The 24,314-nt window shown below is 38.1% G+C and carries 24 protein-coding genes and 1 pseudogene; 17 read left to right on the plus strand and 8 right to left on the minus strand.

The window, feature by feature from the left end; translation table 11 throughout:
• The 4 genes and pseudogenes from A1D26_RS09535 to ubiE all read right to left on the minus strand — a co-directional run.
• Positions 1 to 303: pseudogene (locus A1D26_RS09535) on the minus strand (transferrin-binding protein-like solute binding protein); the annotation flags it as partial.
• A 428-nt stretch (positions 304 to 731) separates the two neighbouring features.
• Positions 732 to 2,372: a ubiquinone biosynthesis regulatory protein kinase UbiB gene (ubiB, locus tag A1D26_RS01955; RefSeq protein WP_157402437.1), complete on the minus strand. Its 1,641-nt coding sequence runs from the start codon at positions 2,370 to 2,372 to the stop codon at positions 732 to 734.
• Positions 2,372 to 3,001: a ubiquinone biosynthesis accessory factor UbiJ gene (locus tag A1D26_RS01960; protein WP_157402438.1), complete on the minus strand. Its 630-nt coding sequence runs from the start codon at positions 2,999 to 3,001 to the stop codon at positions 2,372 to 2,374. Before A1D26_RS01960 ends, ubiB begins: the two co-directional genes overlap by 1 nt.
• 27 nt (positions 3,002 to 3,028) lie before the next feature.
• Positions 3,029 to 3,820, minus strand: coding sequence for a bifunctional demethylmenaquinone methyltransferase/2-methoxy-6-polyprenyl-1,4-benzoquinol methylase UbiE (ubiE, locus tag A1D26_RS01965; RefSeq protein WP_157402439.1), 792 nt, complete (start codon positions 3,818 to 3,820; stop codon positions 3,029 to 3,031).
• 119 nt (positions 3,821 to 3,939) lie between these two features.
• On the opposite strand from ubiE, the gene hemG reads away from it, so the two are divergent.
• Together hemG and mscL are read left to right on the plus strand one after the other, a co-directional pair.
• Positions 3,940 to 4,476: a menaquinone-dependent protoporphyrinogen IX dehydrogenase gene (gene hemG, locus A1D26_RS01970; protein ID WP_157402440.1), complete on the plus strand. Its 537-nt coding sequence runs from the start codon at positions 3,940 to 3,942 to the stop codon at positions 4,474 to 4,476.
• Positions 4,477 to 4,556: 80 nt separating this feature from the next.
• Entirely contained in the window at positions 4,557 to 4,955 is a 399-nt protein-coding gene (gene mscL / locus A1D26_RS01975) for a large-conductance mechanosensitive channel protein MscL (protein ID WP_157402441.1), read from the plus strand.
• A 63-nt stretch (positions 4,956 to 5,018) separates the two neighbouring features.
• Here the strand turns inward: mscL and A1D26_RS01980 are convergent, their stop codons facing one another.
• Entirely contained in the window at positions 5,019 to 5,924 is a 906-nt protein-coding gene (locus A1D26_RS01980) for a 1,4-dihydroxy-2-naphthoate polyprenyltransferase (RefSeq protein ID WP_157402442.1), read from the minus strand.
• Between the two features lie 104 nt (positions 5,925 to 6,028).
• Between A1D26_RS01980 and tsaA the strand changes: the two genes are divergently transcribed.
• The 8 genes from tsaA to serA all read left to right on the plus strand — a co-directional run bounded on the left by tsaA (position 6,029) and on the right by serA (position 13,549).
• Positions 6,029 to 6,766, plus strand: a complete 738-nt coding sequence (tsaA, locus tag A1D26_RS01985; RefSeq protein ID WP_157402443.1) for a tRNA (N6-threonylcarbamoyladenosine(37)-N6)-methyltransferase TrmO — start codon at positions 6,029 to 6,031, stop codon at positions 6,764 to 6,766.
• Between the two features lie 54 nt (positions 6,767 to 6,820).
• Complete coding sequence (locus A1D26_RS01990; protein WP_157402444.1) at positions 6,821 to 7,540, plus strand: SIMPL domain-containing protein; 720 nt, start codon at positions 6,821 to 6,823, stop codon at positions 7,538 to 7,540.
• A gap of 2 nt (positions 7,541 to 7,542) precedes the next feature.
• Complete coding sequence (locus tag A1D26_RS09540; RefSeq protein ID WP_198303042.1) at positions 7,543 to 7,683, plus strand: hypothetical protein; 141 nt, start codon at positions 7,543 to 7,545, stop codon at positions 7,681 to 7,683.
• A 121-nt stretch (positions 7,684 to 7,804) separates the two neighbouring features.
• On the plus strand, positions 7,805 to 8,509 hold the full coding sequence (gene slyD, locus A1D26_RS01995) for a peptidylprolyl isomerase (RefSeq protein ID WP_157402445.1): 705 nt from the start codon (positions 7,805 to 7,807) through the stop codon (positions 8,507 to 8,509).
• Between the two features lie 15 nt (positions 8,510 to 8,524).
• Positions 8,525 to 10,051 (plus strand): threonine ammonia-lyase, biosynthetic, encoded by a 1,527-nt coding sequence (gene ilvA, locus A1D26_RS02000; protein ID WP_157402446.1) that lies wholly within the window; start codon positions 8,525 to 8,527, stop codon positions 10,049 to 10,051.
• 101 nt (positions 10,052 to 10,152) lie between these two features.
• A complete protein-coding gene (gene glmM / locus A1D26_RS02005) occupies positions 10,153 to 11,487 on the plus strand; it encodes a phosphoglucosamine mutase (RefSeq protein WP_157402447.1) in 1,335 nt (444 codons plus the stop codon).
• Between the two features lie 119 nt (positions 11,488 to 11,606).
• Positions 11,607 to 12,266, plus strand: a complete 660-nt coding sequence (gene rpiA / locus A1D26_RS02010) for a ribose-5-phosphate isomerase RpiA (RefSeq protein ID WP_157402448.1) — start codon at positions 11,607 to 11,609, stop codon at positions 12,264 to 12,266.
• A 50-nt stretch (positions 12,267 to 12,316) separates the two neighbouring features.
• The gene (serA, locus tag A1D26_RS02015; RefSeq protein ID WP_157402449.1) at positions 12,317 to 13,549 is read left to right on the plus strand and encodes a phosphoglycerate dehydrogenase; all 1,233 of its coding nucleotides are present in this window, start codon (positions 12,317 to 12,319) and stop codon (positions 13,547 to 13,549) included.
• Between the two features lie 205 nt (positions 13,550 to 13,754).
• Here serA and A1D26_RS02020 read toward each other — a convergent pair whose 3' ends face one another.
• The gene (locus A1D26_RS02020) at positions 13,755 to 14,420 is read right to left on the minus strand and encodes an NAD(P)H-dependent oxidoreductase (RefSeq protein ID WP_157402450.1); all 666 of its coding nucleotides are present in this window, start codon (positions 14,418 to 14,420) and stop codon (positions 13,755 to 13,757) included.
• 346 nt (positions 14,421 to 14,766) lie between these two features.
• Between A1D26_RS02020 and glnA the strand changes: the two genes are divergently transcribed.
• The 6 genes from glnA (at position 14,767) to cysE (ending at position 21,192) form a co-directional block, all read left to right on the plus strand.
• A complete protein-coding gene (glnA, locus tag A1D26_RS02025) occupies positions 14,767 to 16,194 on the plus strand; it encodes a type I glutamate--ammonia ligase (protein WP_157402451.1) in 1,428 nt (475 codons plus the stop codon).
• 685 nt (positions 16,195 to 16,879) lie between these two features.
• Entirely contained in the window at positions 16,880 to 18,181 is a 1,302-nt protein-coding gene (tig, locus tag A1D26_RS02030; RefSeq protein WP_157402452.1) for a trigger factor, read from the plus strand.
• A gap of 124 nt (positions 18,182 to 18,305) precedes the next feature.
• Entirely contained in the window at positions 18,306 to 18,758 is a 453-nt protein-coding gene (locus tag A1D26_RS02035) for a rhodanese-like domain-containing protein (protein ID WP_157402453.1), read from the plus strand.
• Between the two features lie 16 nt (positions 18,759 to 18,774).
• Positions 18,775 to 19,275: a protein-export chaperone SecB gene (gene secB / locus A1D26_RS02040; RefSeq protein ID WP_157402454.1), complete on the plus strand. Its 501-nt coding sequence runs from the start codon at positions 18,775 to 18,777 to the stop codon at positions 19,273 to 19,275.
• Between the two features lie 65 nt (positions 19,276 to 19,340).
• Positions 19,341 to 20,351, plus strand: a complete 1,011-nt coding sequence (gene gpsA / locus A1D26_RS02045) for an NAD(P)H-dependent glycerol-3-phosphate dehydrogenase (protein ID WP_157402455.1) — start codon at positions 19,341 to 19,343, stop codon at positions 20,349 to 20,351.
• Positions 20,352 to 20,373: 22 nt separating this feature from the next.
• Positions 20,374 to 21,192, plus strand: a complete 819-nt coding sequence (gene cysE / locus A1D26_RS02050; RefSeq protein WP_157402456.1) for a serine O-acetyltransferase — start codon at positions 20,374 to 20,376, stop codon at positions 21,190 to 21,192.
• Between the two features lie 67 nt (positions 21,193 to 21,259).
• Here the strand turns inward: cysE and A1D26_RS02055 are convergent, their stop codons facing one another.
• Positions 21,260 to 22,609 (minus strand): GntP family permease, encoded by a 1,350-nt coding sequence (locus A1D26_RS02055; protein WP_157402457.1) that lies wholly within the window; start codon positions 22,607 to 22,609, stop codon positions 21,260 to 21,262.
• Between the two features lie 187 nt (positions 22,610 to 22,796).
• Here A1D26_RS02055 and A1D26_RS02060 point away from each other — a divergent pair, with 187 nt between their 5' ends.
• On the plus strand, positions 22,797 to 23,312 hold the full coding sequence (locus tag A1D26_RS02060) for a gluconokinase (RefSeq protein WP_157402458.1): 516 nt from the start codon (positions 22,797 to 22,799) through the stop codon (positions 23,310 to 23,312).
• Here A1D26_RS02060 and gntR read toward each other — a convergent pair.
• Positions 23,309 to 24,307 (minus strand): gluconate operon transcriptional repressor GntR, encoded by a 999-nt coding sequence (gene gntR, locus A1D26_RS02065; RefSeq protein ID WP_157402459.1) that lies wholly within the window; start codon positions 24,305 to 24,307, stop codon positions 23,309 to 23,311. The genes A1D26_RS02060 and gntR overlap by 4 nt on opposite strands.
• Positions 24,308 to 24,314: the final 7 nt, after the last annotated feature.

Below are 24,314 nucleotides of genomic sequence, written 5' to 3' on the forward strand. Positions count from 1 at the left end.
TTTTTTAGCTTCTTCCAGTTTTTTAGCTTCTTCCAGTTTTTTAGCTTCTTCCAGTTTTTTAGCTTCTTCCAGTTTTTTAGCTTCTTCCAGTTTTTTAGCTTCTTCAAGTTTTTTAGCTTCTTCAAGTTTTTTAGCTTCTTCTAGTTTTTTAGCTTCCTCAGCTTTTTTGTCGGCAGTTGAGGCGTTTAACGGATTATTAGACTGTGGGAACACATTAGGTGAAGAACCTTTTCCATCTGATGAACAGGCAGAAATGGCTAGAGCACAAGCTGTGGCGATAACGCTAAAATGTAGTTTTTTCATGGTTTCTCCGAATAGGTTTATAAATAAAATTAAATAATGTCGGTAATTGTATCAGCTATATTACAAAACAATCAATACAAATGGCAATGATTATCAATTATTATTCAAAAAAGGGGCATTTTCTGTCAATTTATGATTCAATGGAAATTCATATCTATATATAGGTTGTAGAATGAGTATTTTCCGTTTTTTTGAGAAAAAGGTTACTACTTAGAAGTTATTTATCTAAGTTAAAAGTATTGAAGAGATATAGATGTTTTACTTTGAAGTTGTCTGGCTATGGATTATAGCACTCTTGGTGGCTGTGTCAGAAAGCATAACATATTGTTTATACAGTATTTTCAATAAAAATAGTTGCTAATAACATAATAAAAATCTTACTAGCATTATTTTCTATTCTTTGGTGCCATTCTTCCGGCTGTATATCTTTATTTTGAACGGAATAATAAATCCACCATAACTAAGCCAATGCTGACCAATAATAATGACGAGCTTAACCATAACGGTATTTGTTCAAATTGCCAGAACGTACCTGAGATGATTAAAGCCAGTAATAAGCTTCGTATTAAGCCTGAATTATTCTTCTGGTTCTGTAAACTTTGGTTTATTTCACTTAAACGTAGATTGATCTGCTTTTGTTGTTGCAGTGCTTGAAAAACGGTTTCAGGAAATTCCGCAAAATGTTCTCTAAACTGTGGTAAACGTTGTTGAACCTGACGGAACATCGCTTTTACCCCTACTTGTTCATTTAACCAATCCTGCAAAAATGGTTTTGCGGTTTGCCACAGATCGAGTTGTGGGTAAACTTGTCTGCCTAATCCTTCAATGTAGAGTAAGGTTTTTTGTAGTAATACTAATTGTGGTTGTACTTCCATATTAAATTCACGAGCGACATTAAAAAGATTCAGCAAAACGTGTCCGAATGAAATTTCAGAAAGTGGTTTTGCAAAAATAGGCTCACAAACTTCTCGGAATGCTTGCTCAAAAGCATCAATATCGGTATCGGCAGGCGTCCAGCCTGATTCAACGTGCATTAATGCGACTCGGCGATAATCTCGATTAAAAAATGCGACAAAGCTCTCCGCTAAATAACGTTTATCATTTTGGTTGAGTGTACCGACAATACCACAATCTATACCTATATATTGTGGATTTTCTGGGTGATTAGGATTTACAAAAATATTTCCAGGGTGCATATCTGCGTGGAAAAAACTATCTCGAAATACTTGCGTAAAGAAAACTTGAACACCACGCTCGGCAAGTAGTTTCATATCTGTACCATTCGCTTTTAGCTCATCAATGTTTGCGACAGGTATGCCATAAATTCGCTCCATCACGATCACATTTTTATGGCAAAAATCTTGATACATTTCAGGTACATATAGCATTTCGCTGTTTGCAAAATTATTGCGTAAACGCACCGCATTCGCCATTTCTTTGCGTAAATCTAGCTCATCTAATAAGGTTTTTTCATATTCTCTAACCACTTCGACAGCTCTTAAACGCTTGCCATCGTTGGAAAGTTTTGGAATCCAACTTGCTAAACGATACATTAATGCTAAGTCATCAAAAATGACCTGATGGATATCAGGTCGAATAACTTTCAGCACCACTTCTTTGCTTGCGAGCGGTTGGTTTTGATTAAATTTCGCCGTATGCACCTGAGCAATAGAAGCTGATGCTAAAGCCGTTTCATCAAAGTCATCAAACCACGTTTCTAATTTACCACCTAATGCTTGCTCTATAAGCTGGCGAGCAAGTTTCCCATCAAAAGGTTCAACAGAATCTTGTAATAAAGCCAATTGGTCTGCAAGCTCTGGATCAAATAGATCTCGGCGAGTTGAAAGCATTTGCCCAAGCTTGATCCACACAGGACCAAGCTCTTGCAGTGCTAAACGGAGCCTCACACCAAACGGTTTATCTGGATACTGGTTTTTTACCCAAAAAAGCGATTTACGCCCTAAATGTAATGAACGAGTAAGACGAATATTTGGAATAACTTCATCAACGCCGTAGCGTAAAAAAGTATGAATAATGTGATAAAGACGGCGAAGGTTTTTGATATTCATTAGAGTCCACGTGTTGCAAATTTTTGTTCTAATCTATCCGCTTGTTGAGCTAATGCAGAGACTTCATCGTAGAAATTTACTGCTTCCAGACGATGTACTAATACAGGGCGCTCATTCATTAAGTTATCCACTAACTGTTCGCTATTGCTTTTAACTTGTTGATTGACTTTATTAAATAAACCTTTGATTAAATTAGTTGAAACCTGTGCTGCCACATCTCCAAGCAATGGAGATAACAACTCAGCAGGATCTTTTTCTAATTGATCAAGTAGTTCGGTAAATTGTTGCAAAACTTGAATATCACCATTTAGTATCAGGCTTTTATCATTGATTAACTCAGTTAATTTACTTTTATCCGCTAATTTCAGCAACGCACTTGGAGCAAGTTCAATACTACAATCAATATCGCCTTCATACTGTTGAAGCCAATCTGTTCGATTTTCACTAAATAGAATAAAACAGCTTATTTCAGGTTGATTTAATGTGATTTTTAGAATTTTACCGACAAGTTTGCGTAAAATAGGCAAGGTATGAGGTGATCGGGTAATGATTCCGTTAAATGCGGTTTCAGTAGCCCCCATTGCAAATTGGGAAAGCATAAGATGTTGAAAAATCGGAGAGTTTTGCATTTTATTTAGCCTTAAGATTGAACAACATTAAAACTTATACCCACGATGTAATGCGACAATTCCTGCACTCAAATTGTAATAATTTACGCTTTCAAAGCCTGCATTTTCCATCATTGCTTTTAACTCATCTTGTTTCGGGTGCATACGAATTGATTCAGCTAAATAACGGTAGCTTTCGCCATCATTAACCACGACTTCACCCACTTTAGGTAAAATATTAAATGAGTAGAAATTATATACTTGACTGATTGGGTCGATAACAGGTTTAGAAAATTCAAGCACTAATAAACGTCCACCTGGTTTTAAAACTCGAAACATTGAACGTAGTGCTTTATCTTTGTCTGTAACATTGCGTAAGCCAAAACTGATGACAATACAATCAAAGGTATTATCCGCAAAAGGAAGAGCTTCAGCATTCGCTTGTACATAATTTACATTGCCAACCACACCTAAATTACGCAGTTTTTCCCTTCCGACTTCTAGCATTGAACTGTTAATATCGGCTAATACAACTTCGCCTGTTTCCCCGACAATACGAGAGAATTTTGCAGTGAAATCTCCTGTGCCACCTGCTAAATCTAAGACTTTATGTCCTTTTCGTACGCCACTACAATCAATTGTAAAGCGTTTCCAAACTCGATGAATACCAAACGAGAGCAGATCATTCATTAAGTCATATTTTCCAGCTACGCTGTGGAAAACATTGGCGACTAATTGTTGCTTTTCTTCTTTGGCAACAGTCTTAAAACCGAAGTGGGTGGTTTCTTTTTCGGATTGTTCTGGGAGAATTGGGTTTTGTGCTTGCTGTATTTCGTTCATTGTCGGAAATCTCACTCAAAAAATTGGGCATACCATAACAAAAAAGCGGTCTGATTTCCTTAAAATTTTGCAAAATCTGTTAAGATAGCCACAATTCTTTCAATATCACGATAATAAATATGAAAACCTTAATTCTTTATTTAACTCGCGATGGTCAGACACAGAAAATTGCTGAGAAAATAGCGAGTGAACTTCAACAAGAGCAAACTGATGTTTGCATATTATCCTTGCGAGAAAATCCAAATATCAGTGCAGATTATTTACAGCAATTTGGGACTATTGTAGTTGGTGCATCTATCCGATATGGGCATTTTGATCCGCTACTTACTCAATTTATCAATCAACATTACGCATTATTAAATCAGAAAAAATCTGCATTTTTTAGTGTTAATCTTACCGCTCGCAAAGCGGACAAAAACAGTCCTGAAACAAATGTTTATACTCGAAAATTACTTGCTCGTATTAAATGGCAACCTGATTTAGTTGAAGTAATGGCTGGAGCGTTATTTTATCCCCGCTATCGTTGGTTTGATCGAGTGATGATCCGTTTTATTATGAAAATTACAGGTGGAGAAACGGATACGAGTAGAGAATATGAATATACGGATTGGCATAAAGTTATCACTTTTTCACAACAAATTCGTAAATTAAGTTAAAATTATTGGGTGTTTTTATCACTTCGTTTATAATCAGCGGTCGCTTTTTATAGCGTTGATTTTTTATTTGAGGAACTAAAATGAGTATTTTAAAAGAATTCCGTGAATTTGCGGTAAAAGGTAATGTTGTTGATCTAGCTGTCGGTGTAATCATCGGTGGTGCGTTTGGTAAAATCGTTTCATCTTTTGTAAGTGATATTGTAATGCCACCTATCGGTTTACTCGTTGGTGGTGTAGATTTCAAAGACTTAGCGGTTGTATTAAAAGAAGCACAAAATGGTGCAGAAGCTGTTACATTAAAATATGGTGCTTTTATTCAAAACGTATTTGATTTCGTAATCATTGCTATGGCCGTATTTGCAATGGTTAAAGTGATCAATAATCTGAAGAAAGCCCCAGCACCAGAGCCTGAAAAAGCCCCAGAGCCAACAGCAGAAGAAAAATTATTAACTGAAATTCGTGATTTATTGAAAAAATAATCTGATTTCTGAGTGAATCAATGGGCTTAATTTATGAAAGTAAATTAAGCCTTTTGTTTTAGATTAAAGCACAATTCCTAAACTAAATAATAAATTGGTTAGCAACGCTAGTCCTGCCATTTGTCCAAGTAAAGGTCGCAGTTCAATAGGGTCTTTATGGCGATAAACAAATAGAGCGTGTTTAGTCAATAAAGGTAGGGTAAGTAAAAATAAGAAATTATACCAATGGGCAAAAGCAGATATTGCAAAAAAGAGATAGGAAAGCACCGCTAGTGCTAATAATGCAAGATGATAAATGCGTCCGTTTTGGCTACCAATACGCACAATGAGGGTATTTTTGCCTGCAGCTTTATCTTGGTTAATATCTCGTAAGTTATTGATATTTAATACTGTAACCGCTAATAATCCACAGCCAAAGGCAGGTAGTAGAATAATGGTTGGTAAACTGTGAGCTTGTAAATAAAATGTGCCAATAACTGCCAAGAAACCAAAAAATATGAGTACCGAGATATCGCCTAAGCCTAAGTAGCCATAAGGTTTTTTACCAACGGTATAAGTAATTGCCGCAATAATCGCAACCACGCCTAAGCCAATGAAAACTAATAAATCTTGCCACGTTTGATACGAATAACCAATTAATGTTACGCCTGATAAAAAGGCTAAACTTCCCACCACATATAACGATTTCTTCAGCTGTTCGCCTGAAATTGCGCCTTGTTGAATCGCACGTAGTGGCCCGATTCGTTCTGCTGTATCAGAGCCTTTTAAATGATCGCCATAATCATTGGCAAAGTTAGATAAAATTTGCAGTAATACGGTGGTTAAGAGAGCAAGAAAGGTGGTAACCCCATTAAATGCTCCTGCCCAGTGAGCCAAGGCTGAACCAACTACAATAGACGCTAGTGCTAAAGGTAAGGTTTTGGGTCTGGCAGTACTAAACCAGATAGCAAAAGTTGAGTGTTTATTCATATCAATACTAATCAAACTGTTCCGAGATTTTCCTTTCAAAGTGTGGCATATTATTACAAAATAGCCATCAGGTTTTTGATTTTTAACAGAAAAAGATCAATTTTATGCAAAATTCTAACCTTAATTTGACACTTTCGCCGATTGGCATTATCCAAAGCCCTTATGGTGAAAAATTTGCTGTACCACGCCAACCTAATTTAGTACGAGAAGGAAAAGGGATTCTACGCTTATTACCGCCTTATAACCAACCTGATGCGGTAAGAGGGCTAACAGAGTTTAGCCATTTATGGCTGATTTTTCATTTTCATCAAATTCCTGAACGCCATTGGCACGCCACTGTTCGCCCACCTCGTTTAGGAGGTAATGAACGTGTTGGTGTGTTTGCTAGCCGAGCAACCCATCGCCCTAACCCACTCGGTTTATCCAAAGTTGAATTAAAAGATGTTGAGATTACTCAAGGCGAAGTGAATTTAATTTTAGGGAGTGTCGATTTAGTCGATGGAACACCTATTTTTGATATTAAGCCTTACATTGCTTACGCCGATAGTGAACCTGAGGCTCGTTCTGGCTTTGCTCAACAAAAACCACAAGCCACATTGATAGTGGAGTTTAGCTCCAAAGCTCAACAAGCGGTAAGATCAAGCGTGAAATTTGCAAAATTTGGTATTCAATTTCCCGAACAATTCATTGCTGATGTGATTGCTCAAGATCCCCGTCCTGCTTATCAACAGGGTAAAATTAGCCCACGTACTTATGGGATGTGTTTGGCTCAGCACAATATTTTATGGCGAATTGATGAACAAAACCCGAATAAAGCCATTGTAGTTGATGTACAAGATTGAACTAATATAACACTTTCTTTTCTAACAGACGTTTTTATTTTTAAGGAACTCGCTATGAAAAAGTTACAAAAAATCTTTGCGATCTTATCGCTTGTGGTTGCAGCAATGTCTGCTCCTGCATTGGCGGATACTTCAAAAACCAGCAAAACACAATCTTTTGTTTTCTCAACACAAGTCAATCGCACAGTCGAGAAAGATTTAATGCAAGTTGGGCTTTATAGTCATAAATCAGGTAAAAATTTAACAGAATTAAAAAAAGAAGTTTCTGTGGAATTAAATAAATTTCTTGAAGCTGCCAAAGCCTATCCTGCTATTGAGATTTCTGCTGATGGCGTGAGCAATTCACCCAATTACGATAACAAGAACAGGGTAAATGGCTGGGTGACAGAAGGACGAATCACATTAAAAAGTAAAGATTTTGAAGCAATGGCGAAGGTGCTAGATAATTTAGGCGAGAAGATTGCGATTAGTTATATCGACTTTAGTGTATCGCCTGAAACAATGGCAATGTTAGAAGATGAGATGACCTTGGAGATCATTAAGCAATTTCAACATAAAGCCGAAGTCATTCAAAAAGGCATTAATGCGAAGAGTTATACGCTGAGTAATGTACAATTAAATACGCCAAATGGCGAATCTGCACCGAGTTTATTTCGAGCAAAATCAGCTTTTGCTGCGTCAATGGATAAAGCATACGAAGGTCTGCCACTAGAGGCAGGTAAAGAAACGATATCAGCTACCGCAACAGGTACTGTTATTTTTGATAAGGAATAATAATGAAAAAATGGATTAAGTTAATCGGTTTTATCTCACTCACGACATTACTCAGTGGCTGTTTAGTCACTTCTGCAGTAAGTACCGTTGTGGGCACTGCTGTTGATGTGGTAGATGCAGTAACCCCAGATATTATTGATTGACAACCAGTTACATAATTCAAGCATACAAGCGGTTTCTTAGTGTAGAAAATTTGCAAATCCCCTATAACAAGCCTACAATGGATACCGTTTTTCAAATTTTATTTAAAACTAAGGAATTCCTATGAAAATCGCAAAAAATGTTGTACCAAGTATCGCTTATCAAGTTCGCACTCAAGATGGTGTATTAGTGGATGAAGCACCTGTTGAGCAGCCACTTGAATATTTACACGGTCATAATAATTTAGTTATTGGCTTAGAAAATGCGTTAGAAGGTAAAGTTGTTGGCGATGTATTTGAAGTGCGCGTAAAACCAGAAGAAGGTTATGGCGAATACAATGAAAATATGGTGCAACGTGTACCGAAAGATGTCTTTATGGGTGTTGATGAGCTTGAAGTTGGTATGCGTTTTATTGCTGATACCGATGTGGGTCCATTACCCGTTGTAATTACCGCCATTGAAGGCGATGAAGTTGTGGTTGATGGTAACCATATGCTTGCAGGTCAAGAATTATTATTCAGCGTTGAAGTTGTCGCCACTCGTGAAGCGACTTTAGAAGAAATCGCACATGGTCATATCCATTCAGGAGGCGGTTGCTGTGGTGGTCACGATAGTGATGAAGAAGGCCATGGTTGCGGTTGTTGCGGAAATCATAATCACCAAGCTGAAGAATCTCACGGTTGTGGTTGTGGCGGACACCATCACCACGTTGAAGAAGCTCACGAAGGCTGCTGTGATGAGCATCACCATCATCACCACGACGGCAAATGTTGTGATGAAGATCATCACCATCACCACAGTACAGGCGAACATTGCCATAAACACTAATTTGGTTTTTAGCCAATGAGTGAAATATCCTTAAAAAGTGGTATGGATTATCTCCGTACCATTTTAAGCTCTAAAATTTATGATCTTGCTCAAGTGACACCATTACAGAAAATGGAAAAACTGTCGGAACGCTTGGGCAATACTATCTATATCAAACGTGAAGATCGTCAGCCTGTGCATAGTTTTAAATTGCGTGGGGCTTATGCGATGATTTCCAGCCTTTCCTCTGTTCAAAAAGCGGCTGGTGTAATTGCTGCATCTGCGGGCAATCACGCACAGGGTGTCGCACTTTCTGCCAAACATTTAGGCTTGCGAGCATTAATTGTAATGCCACAAAATACCCCTGCAATCAAAGTTGATGCTGTGCGTGGCTTTGGCGGAGAAGTGTTACTCTACGGTGCAAATTTTGATGAAGCCAAAGCCAAAGCAATTGAATTAGCTCAAGAACTGAATATGACCTTTGTACACCCTTTCGATCACCCGTTAGTGATTGCTGGGCAAGGGGCTATCGGTATGGAGTTACTTCAACAGCAAAGCGAACTTGAGTATATTTTTGTACCTGTCGGTGGTGGTGGCCTAGCTGCTGGTGTAGCGGTCCTGATCAAACAGCTTATGCCAAGCATCAAAGTCATCGGCGTTGAGTCTAAAGATTCGGCTTGCCTATTCCACGCCTTACAAGCTGGTGAGCCAATTGACTTAGAACGTGTTGGACTATTTGCCGATGGCGTTGCAGTTAAACGTATTGGAGATGAAACGTTCCGTTTATGCCAACAATATATTGATGATGTCGTATTAGTCGATAATGACGAAATCTGTGCTGCCTTAAAAGATATTTTTGAAAATGTGCGAGCAGTGGCAGAGCCTTCAGGGGCATTATCACTAGCTGGATTGAAGAAGTATCTCTCACAACACGAACTACAAAGCAAAAATGTGGCTTGTATCTTGTCGGGAGCAAATTTGAATTTCCATACCTTGCGTTATGTTTCTGAGCGTTGTGAAATTGGTGAAAAACACGAAGCCTTATTAGCGGTCACGATTCCTGAACAAAAAGGGAGTTTCTTAAAATTCTGTGAAATTTTGGGTAATCGCGCTGTTACAGAGTTTAGTTATCGTCACACAGATGATCATAAAGCCCGTATATTTGTTGGGGTTAGAATTTCAGGAAATAGCGAAAAACTCGATATTATCAAAGAGTTACAGCAAAATCACTATGATGTAACCGATTTATCCGAAGATGATATTGCCAAAACCCATATTCGTTATATGGTGGGTGGGCGACCAGCATCTATCGAGCAAGAACAGTTATATAGCTTTGAATTTCCAGAGCAAAAAGGTGCATTGTTGAAATTCTTACAAAAATTGATGAACTGGGATATTTCTCTCTTCCATTATCGTGCTCATGGTGCGGACTATGGCGATATTTTGGCAGCTTTTGTGCTGACAGAAACTCAGCATCTTCAATTCCAACAAGATTTAGAGAAACTTGGTTATCGCTACCAAAATGTAAGCAATAGCCCAGCATATCAATATTTTTTAAAATAAACGAAAACAAGCGGTGGGTTTTGGCTAATTTTTGCAAATTTTAGCGGTAATCTGACCGCTTATGATCGAACAATAATTAAAAAGATTAAGAGAATACTTCTATGGCAGAACGTAAATATTTCGGCACGGATGGTGTGCGTGGCAAAGTGGGAACTTTCCCTATCACCCCAGAGTTTGCCTTAAAATTAGGTTGGGCAGCAGGTAAAATCCTAGCAACACAAGGCTCAAAAAAGGTATTGATAGGTAAAGATACTCGCATTTCAGGCTACATGTTGGAATCTGCTCTTGAAGCAGGACTCGCAGCCGCTGGTTTATCAGCTGCATTCACAGGCCCAATGCCAACTCCTGCGATTGCCTATTTAACCCGTACATTCCGAGCGGAAGCTGGGATTGTAATTTCAGCATCCCATAACCCTTATGATGACAATGGGATTAAATTTTTCTCGGCAAGTGGCGAAAAACTACCTGATGAAGTAGAAGAAGCTATTGAAGCAATGCTTGATCAGCCAATGGATTGTGTAGAATCTGCAGAGCTTGGACGTGCAAGTCGTATCACTGATGCAGCAGGGCGTTATATTGAATTTTGTAAAAGCACTTTCCCCGCTCATTTAAGCCTTGAAGGATATAAAATTGTCGTGGATTGTGCGAATGGAGCGACTTATCACATTGCTCCCAACGTAATGCGTGAGCTAGGCGCGGAAGTAATTGAGATCGGCACTCACCCAGACGGCTTAAATATCAATGAAAAATGTGGTGCAACAGATATTAAAGCCTTACAAAAAGTTGTGGTAGAAGTTGGAGCTGATGTTGGTTTAGCTTATGACGGCGATGGCGACCGTTTAATTATGGTGGATCACTTAGGAAATAAAGTTGATGGCGACCAAATTCTCTTTATTATTGCTCGTGAAGCACTGCGTGCAGGTAAATTACAAGGTGGCGTTGTTGGTACGCTAATGAGTAATATGAGCCTTGAAATTGCACTCAAACAACTTGCTATTCCTTTTGTGCGTGCCAATGTCGGTGACCGCTATGTGCTAGAACAACTGAAAGAAAAAGGTTGGAAACTTGGCGGTGAAAATTCAGGGCATATTATTGTGCTTGATAAAAACTCAACGGGCGATGGCATTATTGCCTCTCTTGAAGTTTTAGGTGCAATGGCAAGCCACAAATTAAGTTTAAATGAATTAGCTAAGTCGGTGCCACTGTTCCCACAAGTGCTACTGAATGTTGGTTTTGCAGGTGGTGCAAACCCACTTGAAAGTGCGGAAGTCAAAGCCGTTGCAGCGGATGTGGAACAACGCTTAGCAGGAAAAGGGCGTATTTTACTGCGTAAATCAGGCACAGAGCCACTTATTCGAGTAATGGTCGAATGTGAAGATGGTGAACTTGCACAACGTTGCGCAGAAGAAATTGTCGAAGCGGTAAAACGTAATTAAAACAAGCGGTCAGTTAGTTGCAAAATATTGTAAATAACTGACCGCTTGAATCTTTATTCAGATCGTTTAATATCGCGTTTTTAGAAATAAAGACGCAATCGTTTGCCTTTGGAGGAAGGATGGATCAGCTAGAAATGAAAAAAATTGCAGCGCGTGCTGCTCTGCAGTATGTAAAACCCGATACTATTGTTGGCGTGGGCAGTGGCTCTACGGTAAATTGCTTTATTGAAGCACTTGGCGAAATGCGTGATGAAATTAAAGGTGCGGTTGCCGCATCGAAAAATTCAGAAGAATTATTGCGTAAACAAGGGATTGAAGTTTTTAATGCGAATGAAGTTTCTAGTCTTGATGTTTATATTGATGGAGCTGATGAAATTACGCCACAAGGCTATATGATCAAAGGTGGTGGTGCAGCACTCACACGTGAAAAAATTGTGAGTTCATTAGCAAAGAAATTCATCTGCATCGTGGATTCCAGTAAACAAGTAGATGTGTTAGGCTCTACATTCGCTTTACCTGTTGAAGTCATTCCAATGGCTCGTTCTTATGTTGCTCGTCAATTAGTAGCATTGGGCGGCACACCTGAATATCGTGAAAATGTTGTTACGGATAATGGTAATGTTATTTTAGATGTGTATAACTTTAAAATTCTTGAGCCACTTAAGATGGAACATACCATCAATAACATTGCAGGGGTTGTAACCAATGGTATTTTTGCACAACGCTATGCGAATATCACCATTGTTGGAACACCAGATGGGGCAAAAATCCTTGAATAATAAGCGGTAAGATTCACCATAAAATTTGCAAACACACACTCGGAGCTATTATGACCACTAAAGTTTCTCTTGATAAAAGCAAAATCAAATTTGTATTGTTAGAAGGCGTACACGAAAATGCCTTAGATGCCTTAAAAGCGGCTGGTTATACCAATATTGACTACCATAAAAAAGCACTAGATGGCGAAGATTTAATTAATGCTATCAAAGACGCTCATTTTATCGGTATTCGTTCTCGTACATTCTTAACGGAAGAAGTTCTTGCTCAAGCCCCTAAATTGATTGCTATCGGTTGTTTCTGTATCGGTACAAACCAAGTGAACTTAGATGCGGCAAAACGTCGTGGTATTCCTGTTTTCAATGCCCCATTCTCAAATACTCGTTCTGTTGCTGAGTTGGTATTAGGCGAAATTATTGTCTTGATGCGTCAAATCGCAAAAGCAAATGCGGAAGTTCATCGTGGTTTATGGAATAAATCCGCAACAGGCTCAAATGAAGTGCGTGGTAAAAATCTTGGGATTATTGGCTACGGCCATATCGGCTCGCAGTTAAGTGTTTTAGCGGAAGCGGTTGGTATGCGTGTTTATTTCTACGATATTGAAAATAAATTACCGTTAGGTAATGCACAACAAGTCGCCAGTCTAGATGAGTTACTTGCGATGAGTGATGCAATTTCATTACACGTTCCAGAAAATGCATCGACCAAGAATTTATTAAATGCAACCAATTTAAGCAAAGTGAAAAAAGATGCTGTGGTAATTAACGCTGCTCGCGGAACGGTTGTTGATATTGACGCATTAGTTGAAGTATTAGCATCAGGGCATTTGCGTGGTGCCGCATTAGACGTATTCCCAGAAGAGCCTGCATCAATTAACGATCCGTTTGAATCACCATTATGTCAGTTTGATAATGTGATCTTAACTCCACACATTGGTGGATCAACGTCTGAAGCTCAAGCCAACATTGGCTCTGAAGTTGCACATAAATTCATCAAATATTCCGATAATGGCTCAACACTCTCTGCGGTAAATTTCCCTGAAGTGTCGTTACCAGAACATAAAGGTGCAAAACGTTTACTGCACATCCATACGAACAAACCAGGAATTTTAAATAAAATCAACCAAGTGTTTGTTGATGCAAATGTAAACATTGCAGCTCAATATTTACAAACCGATCCAACTATCGGCTATGTCGTTATTGATGTGGAATCTGAAAATACGGATGAAGCATTACGCCTACTTAAACAAATTGATGGAACAATCAAGGCTCGAGTGCTTTATTAGATAGAAAGGTAAAAATATTAAACCTCTCGGAGTAAATTCTTCGAGAGGTTTTTATTACTTAAACTATTGCAAGAATAGAGTATGGAAAAGAGTAAAATATGGAGAATCAGTGGTAAGCTAATACTGATTGAATAATCAACTGGTACCCTTGAAAAATTTAAGGATATAATTGCTAAGACAAATTATCCTTAAATAATCAAATCCGTTACTCAATCCAAGTAACAATCTCTTCAAGTGTTTTGCGAGCTTTTGGTTTGATTTCTTTTGCTCGGTAACCGAAAGTTGCCATTACCGAAACACCCCATTCATTTGGATCAAAAGCTCCCGTTTCCGCCAAAATTTTGTTTACAGCTACATAATCAAATCCTTCGATTGGGCAACTATCAATACCAACTAATGCGGCACCTGTTAGCATATTAGCTAGGGCGATATAGGTTTGCTTACTTGCCCAATCAAAGAGAGATTGTTCGCTTTGTGCAATATGTGTATCTTCTGTTTGGAACTTACGGTATTTTTCTAAAGCAAAGGCTTGTTGCTCTTCATTGACTAAACCACGTCTAATCATTGAATCTTTGAGAAAAGCTGAATCATAGCGGGCGTTCTTTTTCGCTAGAATTGCAATAACGTGGCTTGCATCATCAATTTGTGTTGCCATTCCCCAGCTAACTGGTTTAAGTTTTTGGCGAAGTTCTTGGTTTTGGATCACTAAGAATTGCCAAGGCTCTGAACCAACAGAACTTGGAGATAGTCGTCCAAGTTCTAAAATATAGTTAAAATCTTCAGGGCTAATTTTGCGAGTAGGATCGTAACTGCGTGTAGATGCACGATAATGAAAACCATCTAATACTTGTTGTGGGGTAATATGTGCCATTGCTTGTTCCTTTTATAAATAAAAAAATTAAGGGTATTTTATAGCGTAATAGCTATGAGAGAAAGGTTTAAATTATAATTTCATTTGGCTAAATATGAGTAGCATTTTAGCATTTGGAATAAGCGGTAAGATTGCTACTATTTTTTACAAAAAAACGAGAAATGAGATGATAATCAACATTAGATCGTCCTTTAATTTTTTTATTTATTATTTAGACACTGCTTCATTCTATAAGAATTTTTACGCTGTTTTACTGCTGTTGCCTATTGATGTTTCCTTTTTGTATGCTATTTTATAGCGTTGCTTTTAAAGCAATAGATTTTGACTTTATTAAGAGGATTGCTATATGTCTAATTCAACCGCAATTGCGAATGTAGCTAAGCTAATTCGTGATAACGATATTAAGTTCGTACTGCTCAAATTTACCGATATTAAGGGTAAAGAGCACGGTGTTTCCCTGCCTGTTTCCTTAGTTGCAGATGATTTAGAAGATTTATTTGAAGAAGGAAAAATGTTTGATGGCTCATCTGTTGAAGGCTGGCGAACAATCAACAAAGCCGATATGCTGTTAATGCCAATTCCTGAAACCGCTGTTATTGACCCCTTCGCTCAAATCCCTACCTTAACCATCCGCTGTAGTATCTACGACCCAAATACAATGCAAAGCTACGATCGTGATCCACGTTCTATCGCAACTCGTGCCGAAAACTACCTAAAATCAACAGGCATTGCTGACAGTGTGTTATTTGGTCCTGAGCCAGAATTTTTCTTATTTGACGATGTTCGATTTGGCGTAGGTATGAATGGCAACTCTTATGAAGTCGATGATATTGAAGCTGCTTGGAACACAAATAAACGTTACGAAGGTGGAAATAATGCTTATCGTCCATTGAAGAAAGGTGGATACTGTGCCATTGCTCCAAATGATACCGCACACGACATTCGTTCTGAAATGTGTTTAATTATGGAAGAATTAGGCTTAGTAATTGAAGCTCATCATCACGAAGTTGCAACCGCAGGTCAAAATGAAATTGCTACCCGTTTTAACAGCTTAACCTTAAAAGCTGATGAAACCCAAATCTACAAATATGTAGTACAAAATGTTGCCGTAGAACACGGTAAGACAGCTTGCTTTATGCCAAAACCAATCACTGGCGATAACGGCTCAGGAATGCACTGCAATATGTCATTAAGCAAAGATGGTAAAAACGTCTTTATGGGTGATAAATATGCTGGATTATCTGAAACTGCCCTTTACTATATCGGCGGTATTATCAAACACGCTAAAGCCTTAAACGCATTCACAAACCCAAGTACAAACTCTTATAAACGTTTAGTACCTGGCTTTGAAGCACCTGTATTACTCGCTTACTCAGCAAGTAACCGTTCTGCATCTATCCGTATTCCTGCGGTAACTAGCCCGAAAGCAACGCGTGTTGAAGCTCGTTTCCCAGACCCACTTGCTAACCCATACTTAGCATTTGCAGCATTATTGATGGCTGGTTTAGATGGTGTTATCAATAAAATTCATCCAGGCGATGCAATGGATAAAAACCTATATGACTTACCGCCAGAAGAGTTGAAAGGTATTCCTGCAGTATCAAGCTCATTAGAAGAAGCATTAAGCAATCTTGCACAAGATCATGAATTCTTAATTCAAGGTGGCGTATTTACTAAAGACTTCATCGAAACATACATTGAAATGAAACGTAAAGAAGTGGAACGTTTAAATATGACTCCACACCCAGTGGAATTTGAGATGTATTACGCATAGGTTAAATCAGCCTAATGGGAAAAGAGGTTGCTAATAATATTTCTGTTATGTTGTTAGCAACTCTTTTTATTTAAAAATTTTTATAAACCTAGCCTTACGATTTTTTCTTAATTCATTGTAATTATTTAATAGATTATATTAAATCGGCTCATAATATTATCATGGGTACTAAATTCTTAGGTCAGGAATTTGGTATTTATGTAATAATAGAGATTGTAGGATCGTATCTTTCTTCAAATTATGATCTCATAGTGATTTATATCCAACAGCGTAGGCTGTGAAATGAGAATTTATCTGGCCGTCGAGTATGTAACCAAAAGTGCCATTTTTAGACATCGTATTTATTGTGGTTCCTACTGTGGTTTCACATGAAAACAACTAGATGGGAATCAAAATGTTTGGTGATTTTTAGTAGGAGTAGTGACGAAGATATCCTCCTTCTGAACGACGATGTAGATATATCTAAATAAATGTATTCGAGGGTAGAGGGCTCACCTGATGAATTTAGAGGTGGACTATTGCTTGGTGTATAGGTTTGAAAAATGGGCAATATACGCTGTTGTCCTCGAAATAATCAACTAAAAAGCGTTATTTCTCGACATTTATTCAATAGGGCGGTAGAATTATAACCTATTTTTCTATCTGTATTTTATATACCGACTATTTTTAAATTACTGAGGTTAAAATGTCATTCTCAATTGAAACAACTCAAGGCTTAGAACGCCGTGCAACTGTTACTGTCGCTGCAGATAAAGTAGAAGCAGCTTACCGTGAACAATTAAAAGGCTATGCAAAAAATGCACGCGTTGATGGTTTCCGTAAAGGTAAAGTACCACATTCTATTATTGAGCAACGCTATGGTTTAGCGGCTCGTCAAGATGCGTTATCAGAAGAAATGCAACGTGCATTCTTTGATGTTGTAATCAATGAAAAAATCAACCTAGCAGGTCGTCCAACATTTACACCAAATAACTATGAAGCAGGTAAAGATTTCTCTTTTGTGGCGACTTTTGAAGTATTCCCTGAAGTGGAATTAAAAGGCTTAGAAAACATTGAAGTTGAAAAACCAGTTGTTGAAATCAGCGATGCAGATCTAGATAAAATGGTTGATGTATTACGCAAACAACAAGCAACTTGGTCTGAAACATCAGATGCTGCAAAAGCAGATGATCGTGTAACTATCGACTTCGTAGGATCTATTGATGGTGAAGAGTTTGAAGGTGGTAAAGCATCTGACTTCGTATTATTTATGGGTCAAGGTCGTATGATCCCTGGTTTTGAAGACGGTATTGTAGGCCATAAAGCAGGTGAGCAATTTGATATTGATGTAACATTCCCAGCAGAATATCACGCAGAAAACTTAAAAGGTAAAGCAGCGAAATTCGCTATCACCTTGAAAAAAGTAGAAAACATTGTATTACCTGAATTAACAGAAGAATTTGTGAAAAAATTCGGTGCAGGTAAATCAGTAGAAGAACTTCGTGCAGAAATTAAGAAAAATATGCAACGTGAGTTAAAAAATGCTGTTACTTCACGCATTAAAAACCAAGTAATCAATGGTTTATTAGCACAAAACGATATTGAAGTACCTGCATCAGCAGTTGCAGAAGAAGTTGAAGTATTACGTCAGCAAGCAGTTCAACGTTTTGGCGGTAAACCAGAAATGGCAGCTCAATTACCAGCAGAATTATTTGAAGGTGATGCAAAACGTCGTGTCCAAGTAGGTTTATTACTTTCAGCTGTTATCACATCAAACGAGTTAAAAGTTGATGAGGAACGTGTGAAAGCAACTATCGCAGAATTAGCATCAGCTTACGAACAACCAGCGGAAGTTGTTGAATACTATGCGAAAAACCGTCAATTAACTGACAATATTCGTAACGTAGTATTAGAAGAACAAGCGGTTGATGCGGTATTAGCAAAAGCGAAAGTAACTGAAAAAGCGTTCTCTTTCGATGAGATTATGGCTTCTCAACAAGCGGCATAATTTCTCTTATCAGCTTTGCTGTTAAGCAAAGCTATCCAAACAAGCGGTCATTTTCAGCAGAAATTTTGCAAATTTTTTTACGGAAGTGACCGCTTTATACCAACTAATGATCTAGAGAAAAATTATGGACCAACTTACTTTAGCTCAACAAATTCAACAGTTCGCAGCAAACCATACCCTTATGGTAGTTGCATGGGTTGCGTTATTTGTTGCAGTACTCATCAATTTTTATAAAGGGGCGACAAGCAAAATCAAAGTGGTTGATAATGCTCAAGCGACCCAACTAATCAATAATGAAGATGCTGTGGTTTTAGACGTTCGCTCTGATGATGAATTCCGAGCAGGACACATTATTGATAGCTTACATTTAATTCCAAGTGAAATTAAAGGTAACAAAACACAATCAATTGATAAACATAAAGAAAAATCAATTATTGTGGTAGATAATAATGGTTTATCTGCTCAAGGTTTAGCAAATACACTTGCAAAACAAGGCTTTAATAAAGTTTATGTTTTAAAAGAAGGCATTGCAGGGTGGCGAGCAGCAAATCTTCCTTTAGTCAAAAAACATAAATAATTATTAAGGATTCATTATGTCTGAAGAAAACAAAGTAGAAACACAAGAAGAACAAGCTGCGTTTGAAATGCAGATCCAACGTATTTATATCAAAGATGTTTCATTTGAAGCGCCAAACTTACCAACTATCTTCCATCAAGAGTGGAAACCACAATTAGCTTTTGAATTAGATACTGAAACATTACAAGTTGGTGAAGATACTTATGAGGTGGTATTACATATCAACGTACAAACTACCTTAGAAGATAGTAACGATGTTGCATTTATCTGTGAAGTTAAACAAGCAGGTGTATTCACCATTAAAGGCTTAGAAGGCATTCAATTGGCTCATTGCTTAGCATCAAAATGCCCTGAGGTATTATACCCTTACGCTCGTGAATTGATTTCAAGCCTTGTAAACCGTGGCACATTCCCTGCATTAAACCTTTCACCAGTAAACTTCGATGCACTCTTTGTTGATTATTTAGAGCGTCAGCAGGCAGAAGAACAAACTGAAGAAAAACCAGCATTAAACTAATTTATTGTTGAATTAAAAATGGGTATGCTAAGCATACCTATTTTTTTAGATGAGTTTTAATAGCAATGGACACTATCTATACGGCTCCTGTTACTGTACTTGGTGCTGGTTCTTACGGCACTGCTTTGGCAATTGCCTTATCGCGTAACGGACATAAAACTTATTTATGGGGACATAACCCACAAAAAATGTCAGTCATGGCAGAAACTCGCCAAAATCATGAATTTTTACCTGATATCGTATTTCCGGATGCTTTAGAAATCGAAAGCGATCTATCAAAAGCATTGGAAAAAGCCAAAGACCTACTGATTGTTGTACCTAGCCACGTTTTTACAGAAGTCTTGCAACAAATAAAACCCTTACTCACGCCTGTGCATCGTATTATCTGGGCGACAAAAGGGTTAGAGCGAGATACTGGGCGATTATTGCAAGAGGTTGTTTGGCAAATTTTAGGGAAAAACTACCCGCTTGCAGTGTTATCAGGCCCAACTTTTGCGAAAGAGTTAGCACAAGGTTTACCAACAGCGATTTCTCTAGCATCAGATAACCCTATTTTTGCCGATCAAATGCAACAGCGTATTCACTGTGCAAAAGCCTTTCGGGTTTATCTCAATAACGATATGATTGGTGTTCAACTAGGCGGTGCAATTAAAAATGTTATTGCGATTGGGGCAGGTATTTCTGATGGAATGGGCTTTGGGGCAAATGCTCGCACCGCCTTGATCACTCGTGGTTTAGCTGAAATAGGTCGTTTAGGGGAATCGCTGGGTGCAAATCCAACTACCTTTATGGGAATGGCAGGATTAGGCGATCTGGTTTTAACCTGTACTGACAATCAATCACGCAACCGCCGTTTTGGGCTAATGCTTGGTCAAGGTAAAAGTGCCGAACAAGCAATGGCAGAAATCGGTCAAGTAGTTGAAGGTTTTTATAATACAAAAGAAGCCTACTTACTTGCTCAACAACAGGGCATAGAAATGCCAATTGTCGAACAGATTTATCAAATGTTATTCTGCGGTAAACAAGCTGATGATGTTGTAAAAGCCTTATTAGGTCGAGAACGTAAAGGCGAGTAATCAAATAATTAAAGGGGGAAATATGGCAGAAATCAATCCACAGCAAATTTGGCAGAGTATTCGTGAAGAAGCTCAAGAGCTAGTTAATAGTGAGCCAATGCTTGCAAGCTTTTTCCACGCCACGATTTTAAAACATCATAATCTAGGCGATGCACTAAGCTACATTTTGGCGAATAAACTTGCAAATGCAATTATGCCAGCAATTGCTCTAAAAGAGATTATTGAAGAAGCCTATCACGCAAACCCACAAATTATTGCCAGTGCGGCTTGTGATATTGAAGCTGTTCGCACACGAGATCCTGCTGTCGATAAATGGAGTACCCCATTGCTTTATCTCAAAGGCTATCATGCCTTACAAAGCTATCGTGTAACCCATTATTTATGGAATCAAGGTAGACAAGCCCTAGCGATTTATTTACAAAATGAAATTTCTGTTGCTTTTGATGTGGATATTCACCCTGCGGCAAAAATTGGTTGTGGAATTATGTTAGATCACGCAACAGGTATTGTTGTGGGTGAAACATCGGTAATTGAAAATGATGTCTCGATTTTACAAGGTGTTACTCTTGGGGGAACAGGCAAAGAACACGGTGATCGTCACCCTAAAATTCGTGAAGGCGTAATGATTGGTTCAGGAGCTAAAATTCTCGGAAATATTGAGATCGGACGTTATTCAAAAATTGGGGCAAATTCAGTAGTACTCAATGCTATTCCCGAATACGCAACTGCAGCCGGCGTGCCTGCTCGAATTATCGGTCAATCCCAAACTCAGAAACCTGCTTTTGAAATGAACCAATATTTTGAAAATAGCGATAATTTGCTTGATGGTGAAGGGATTTAGTTCTAATAAGAGATAAGCGGTAAGATTAGCAAAATGAATTGCGTAACGTACCGCTTGTCTATTCTCTCTATAAAATAGCACTACCAATTAAAGCGATAATAAAGCCGACTAATCCAATAGAAGTCTCAAGTGCAGTCCAAGTTTTTAGAGTTGTTTTCTCATCCATTTCTAAAAAACGGCTCATCAACCAGAAACCAGAGTCATTTACGTGTGAAAGTACTGTTGCTCCTGATGCAATGGAAATCACAATAAAACAGAGATCGAATTGGCTTAAATCGGTGGTATTGGCAACGGTTGGAGCAATAAGTGCTGCCGTAGTGGTTAATGCTACGGTTGCAGAACCTTGTGCAACACGAAGTGTGGTCGCAATTAAGAAAGCTGCAACAATAATAGGCATTCCTGTATCTGACATCATATTTGATAAAACATCGCCAATTCCACTCGCTCTTAATACACCGCCAAACATACCGCCAGCACCAGTTACCAGTACAATTGAACAAATAGGACCTAAAGCATTATTACAGATTTTTTCGATTTGATCGTAACTACGATTATCTCTAAGGAGTGCAATTGCAACCAATAATGTAATGAGCAATGCAATAGGTGTTTTACCGATTAAGCGTAAACTTTGAACCCAAAGCTCAGAACCATTAATAACTTTGGCAACACTTAATGTATTTAGCCCTGTATCAAATAGGATCAAGAAAATAGGGAGTAATAATACAATTAAAACACGTTTAAAACTTGGTGGGTTTTGTACAGATGTTTCATTGATAGCATTTGTATTTAAAAATGCTTTAGGTAAATCAACATGAATACGTTTACTAATAAACATACTGAATAGATAAGTACCAATGTACCAAGTTGGAATTGCACAGACTAAACCAACAATAACTAATAATCCCATATTCACACCTAATAAATCACCTGATGCAACAGGACCTGGGTGTGGCGGTAAGAATGCGTGCATTACGGCAAAAGCACCAGCAGATGGGAAAGCATAACGTAGTACTGAACCACCAAATTGCTTAGCTACGCTGAAAATAATTGGCAACATTACGACTAAACCCGCATCAAAGAAAATTGGGAATCCGAATAAGAGTGATGCTACCCCTAATGCGAAAGGCGCTTTCTCTTTACCAAATTTATTGATGAGCGTATCGGCTAAAACTTTTGCTCCCCCAGTAATTTCAAGTAAGAGACCAATCATTGCACCGAGCCCCACTAATAGAGCAACTGACGCTAATGTACTACCAAAGCCACTTAATAAAGTAGGTAAAATCTTATCTACTGGAATGCCTGTAGCAAGAGCGGTTAATAAACTGACGATAATTAAAGCAACGAAAGCGTGCACTTTAAATTTCATAATGAGTACAAGCAGTAAAAGAATGGCTGCTATCATTGTAAAAATAAGCATAATATCCTCCGATATGTTTTTGTTATCGGTAACATAATTTCATTCACTATAGATGTAAATAGTGTATTGCCATTTATTTTAATTTTGTGAAATAGTTCAAATTTTCTAAAAAAACATGGATAAATTTTGTATTTAAAATGCTATGTTATTTATATAAATAGGTTATCGGTAACATTTGGGGTGGTATATGTCAGGAAAAGCATTTATTTTGATGGGAGTATCTAGTACAGGAAAGACATCTGTTGGAACAGTAGTTGCTAATCGCTTAGGTCTAAAACTGATTGACGGCGATGATTTACATCCAAGAGAGAATATCATCAAAATGGGAAGTGGAAACCCGCTTAATGATGAAGATCGAAAACCTTGGCTGACTCGAATCAATGATGCGGCATTCAGTCTAGAACAAAAGAGTGAGAAAGGGATTATTATCTGCTCTGCTTTAAAAAAGCAGTATCGAGATTTAATTCGCCAAGGAAATGAAAACATCACATTCTTATTTTTACAAGGTTCATTTGAAACAGTTTTGGCACGAATGCAAAAACGCAAGGGGCATTATATGAAAGTGGATATGCTAAAGAGTCAGTTTGATACATTAGAAACACCTGATTTATCATTAGAACCTGACGTGATTTTTATTGATATTCAAGGCGATTTCGAGCAAGTGGTTGAACAGTGTATGGAGGCAATTAAGCCTTTAATTTAGATACTTTCACCAAGATGAATTTGATAACCTAGATTGATAATGCTTTTTTGTTGTGGTAGCCCATTAATTCGATCTAACAATTCTTGAGCGGCAACTTTGCCAATTTCTAGGCGAGGAGTGATCACCGTAGCGAGTTGTGGAGTGAGTGATTGCCCAACATCGTGTCCGTGAAAACCTGCGATAGCTATTTGTGTTGGAATTTGGATTCCTAAACGTTGACATTCAAATAATGCTCCAATTGCTAGGTCATCATTGGTGCAGAAAATTCCATCTAAATCTGGGAACTGCTTTAAAGCTTGTCGTAATTGGCTGGAACCTAAGCTAAATGAAGACGGTTGTTCCGTTTTCAAACTATGGGGCATCAATCCATATTTTTTCATTGCTAATTCATAGCCTTGCATTTTTAACTGGGTGCGTTTATCCATTCGAGCAGAAAAATAAATAATATTTTTATGCCCACGTTGGATCATTGTTTCCACCATAGCTTGAGCTGCAGAAATATTATCAAAACCCACTGCTTGTTGTATTCCGACTTCGCTGCTATCCATAATCTCAACAACAGGAATGTGGGCGATTTCTAGCATCTTTCGTGTACGTTCGGAATGATGATTCTCAGATAGGATAATGCCATCAACATTGTAAGAAAGTAGTGATTCAATTCTCTTTTCTTCTTTTTCAACACTATATCCATAGTGAGCCAACATGGTTTGATAACCAGCTTGATCAGTAATCAGCTCAATCCCTTTAATCACATCGGCAAAAACTTGATTCGTTAAAGATGGTACTAAAACACCAATTGCACGACTTTTAGCATTGGATAAAATATCTGGAGCACGATTAGGAATATAACCAAACTGCTCTATTGCTTGAGCGATCCGCTCTTGAGTTGCAATAGCTACTGAATTTGGATTACGCAAATAGCGACTGACCGTCATTTTGGTAATTCCAAGATGTGTCGCAATGTCTTGCAAGGTAGGGCGTTTATGTTTGGTCATTGGTTCG

It is taken from the genome of Ursidibacter maritimus, assembly GCF_009761395.1.
Classification (GTDB): Bacteria; Pseudomonadota; Gammaproteobacteria; order Enterobacterales; family Pasteurellaceae; genus Ursidibacter; species Ursidibacter maritimus.

Bases quoted from the DNA above. Each gene is read 5' to 3' on its own strand.
- ubiB (WP_157402437.1), bottom strand. From the start codon at position 2,372: ATGAATATCAAAAACCTTCGCCGTCTTTATCACATTATTCATACTTTT.
- A1D26_RS01960 (WP_157402438.1), bottom strand. From the start codon at position 3,001: ATGCAAAACTCTCCGATTTTTCAACATCTTATGCTTTCCCAATTTGCA.
- ubiE (WP_157402439.1), bottom strand. From the start codon at position 3,820: ATGAACGAAATACAGCAAGCACAAAACCCAATTCTCCCAGAACAATCC.
- hemG (WP_157402440.1), top strand. From the start codon at position 3,940: ATGAAAACCTTAATTCTTTATTTAACTCGCGATGGTCAGACACAGAAA.
- mscL (WP_157402441.1), top strand. From the start codon at position 4,557: ATGAGTATTTTAAAAGAATTCCGTGAATTTGCGGTAAAAGGTAATGTT.
- A1D26_RS01980 (WP_157402442.1), bottom strand. From the start codon at position 5,924: ATGAATAAACACTCAACTTTTGCTATCTGGTTTAGTACTGCCAGACCC.
- tsaA (WP_157402443.1), top strand. From the start codon at position 6,029: ATGCAAAATTCTAACCTTAATTTGACACTTTCGCCGATTGGCATTATC.
- A1D26_RS01990 (WP_157402444.1), top strand. From the start codon at position 6,821: ATGAAAAAGTTACAAAAAATCTTTGCGATCTTATCGCTTGTGGTTGCA.
- A1D26_RS09540 (WP_198303042.1), top strand. From the start codon at position 7,543: ATGAAAAAATGGATTAAGTTAATCGGTTTTATCTCACTCACGACATTA.
- slyD (WP_157402445.1), top strand. From the start codon at position 7,805: ATGAAAATCGCAAAAAATGTTGTACCAAGTATCGCTTATCAAGTTCGC.
- ilvA (WP_157402446.1), top strand. From the start codon at position 8,525: ATGAGTGAAATATCCTTAAAAAGTGGTATGGATTATCTCCGTACCATT.
- glmM (WP_157402447.1), top strand. From the start codon at position 10,153: ATGGCAGAACGTAAATATTTCGGCACGGATGGTGTGCGTGGCAAAGTG.
- rpiA (WP_157402448.1), top strand. From the start codon at position 11,607: ATGGATCAGCTAGAAATGAAAAAAATTGCAGCGCGTGCTGCTCTGCAG.
- serA (WP_157402449.1), top strand. From the start codon at position 12,317: ATGACCACTAAAGTTTCTCTTGATAAAAGCAAAATCAAATTTGTATTG.
- A1D26_RS02020 (WP_157402450.1), bottom strand. From the start codon at position 14,420: ATGGCACATATTACCCCACAACAAGTATTAGATGGTTTTCATTATCGT.
- glnA (WP_157402451.1), top strand. From the start codon at position 14,767: ATGTCTAATTCAACCGCAATTGCGAATGTAGCTAAGCTAATTCGTGAT.
- tig (WP_157402452.1), top strand. From the start codon at position 16,880: ATGTCATTCTCAATTGAAACAACTCAAGGCTTAGAACGCCGTGCAACT.
- A1D26_RS02035 (WP_157402453.1), top strand. From the start codon at position 18,306: ATGGACCAACTTACTTTAGCTCAACAAATTCAACAGTTCGCAGCAAAC.
- secB (WP_157402454.1), top strand. From the start codon at position 18,775: ATGTCTGAAGAAAACAAAGTAGAAACACAAGAAGAACAAGCTGCGTTT.
- gpsA (WP_157402455.1), top strand. From the start codon at position 19,341: ATGGACACTATCTATACGGCTCCTGTTACTGTACTTGGTGCTGGTTCT.
- cysE (WP_157402456.1), top strand. From the start codon at position 20,374: ATGGCAGAAATCAATCCACAGCAAATTTGGCAGAGTATTCGTGAAGAA.
- A1D26_RS02055 (WP_157402457.1), bottom strand. From the start codon at position 22,609: ATGCTTATTTTTACAATGATAGCAGCCATTCTTTTACTGCTTGTACTC.
- A1D26_RS02060 (WP_157402458.1), top strand. From the start codon at position 22,797: ATGTCAGGAAAAGCATTTATTTTGATGGGAGTATCTAGTACAGGAAAG.
- gntR (WP_157402459.1), bottom strand. From the start codon at position 24,307: ATGACCAAACATAAACGCCCTACCTTGCAAGACATTGCGACACATCTT.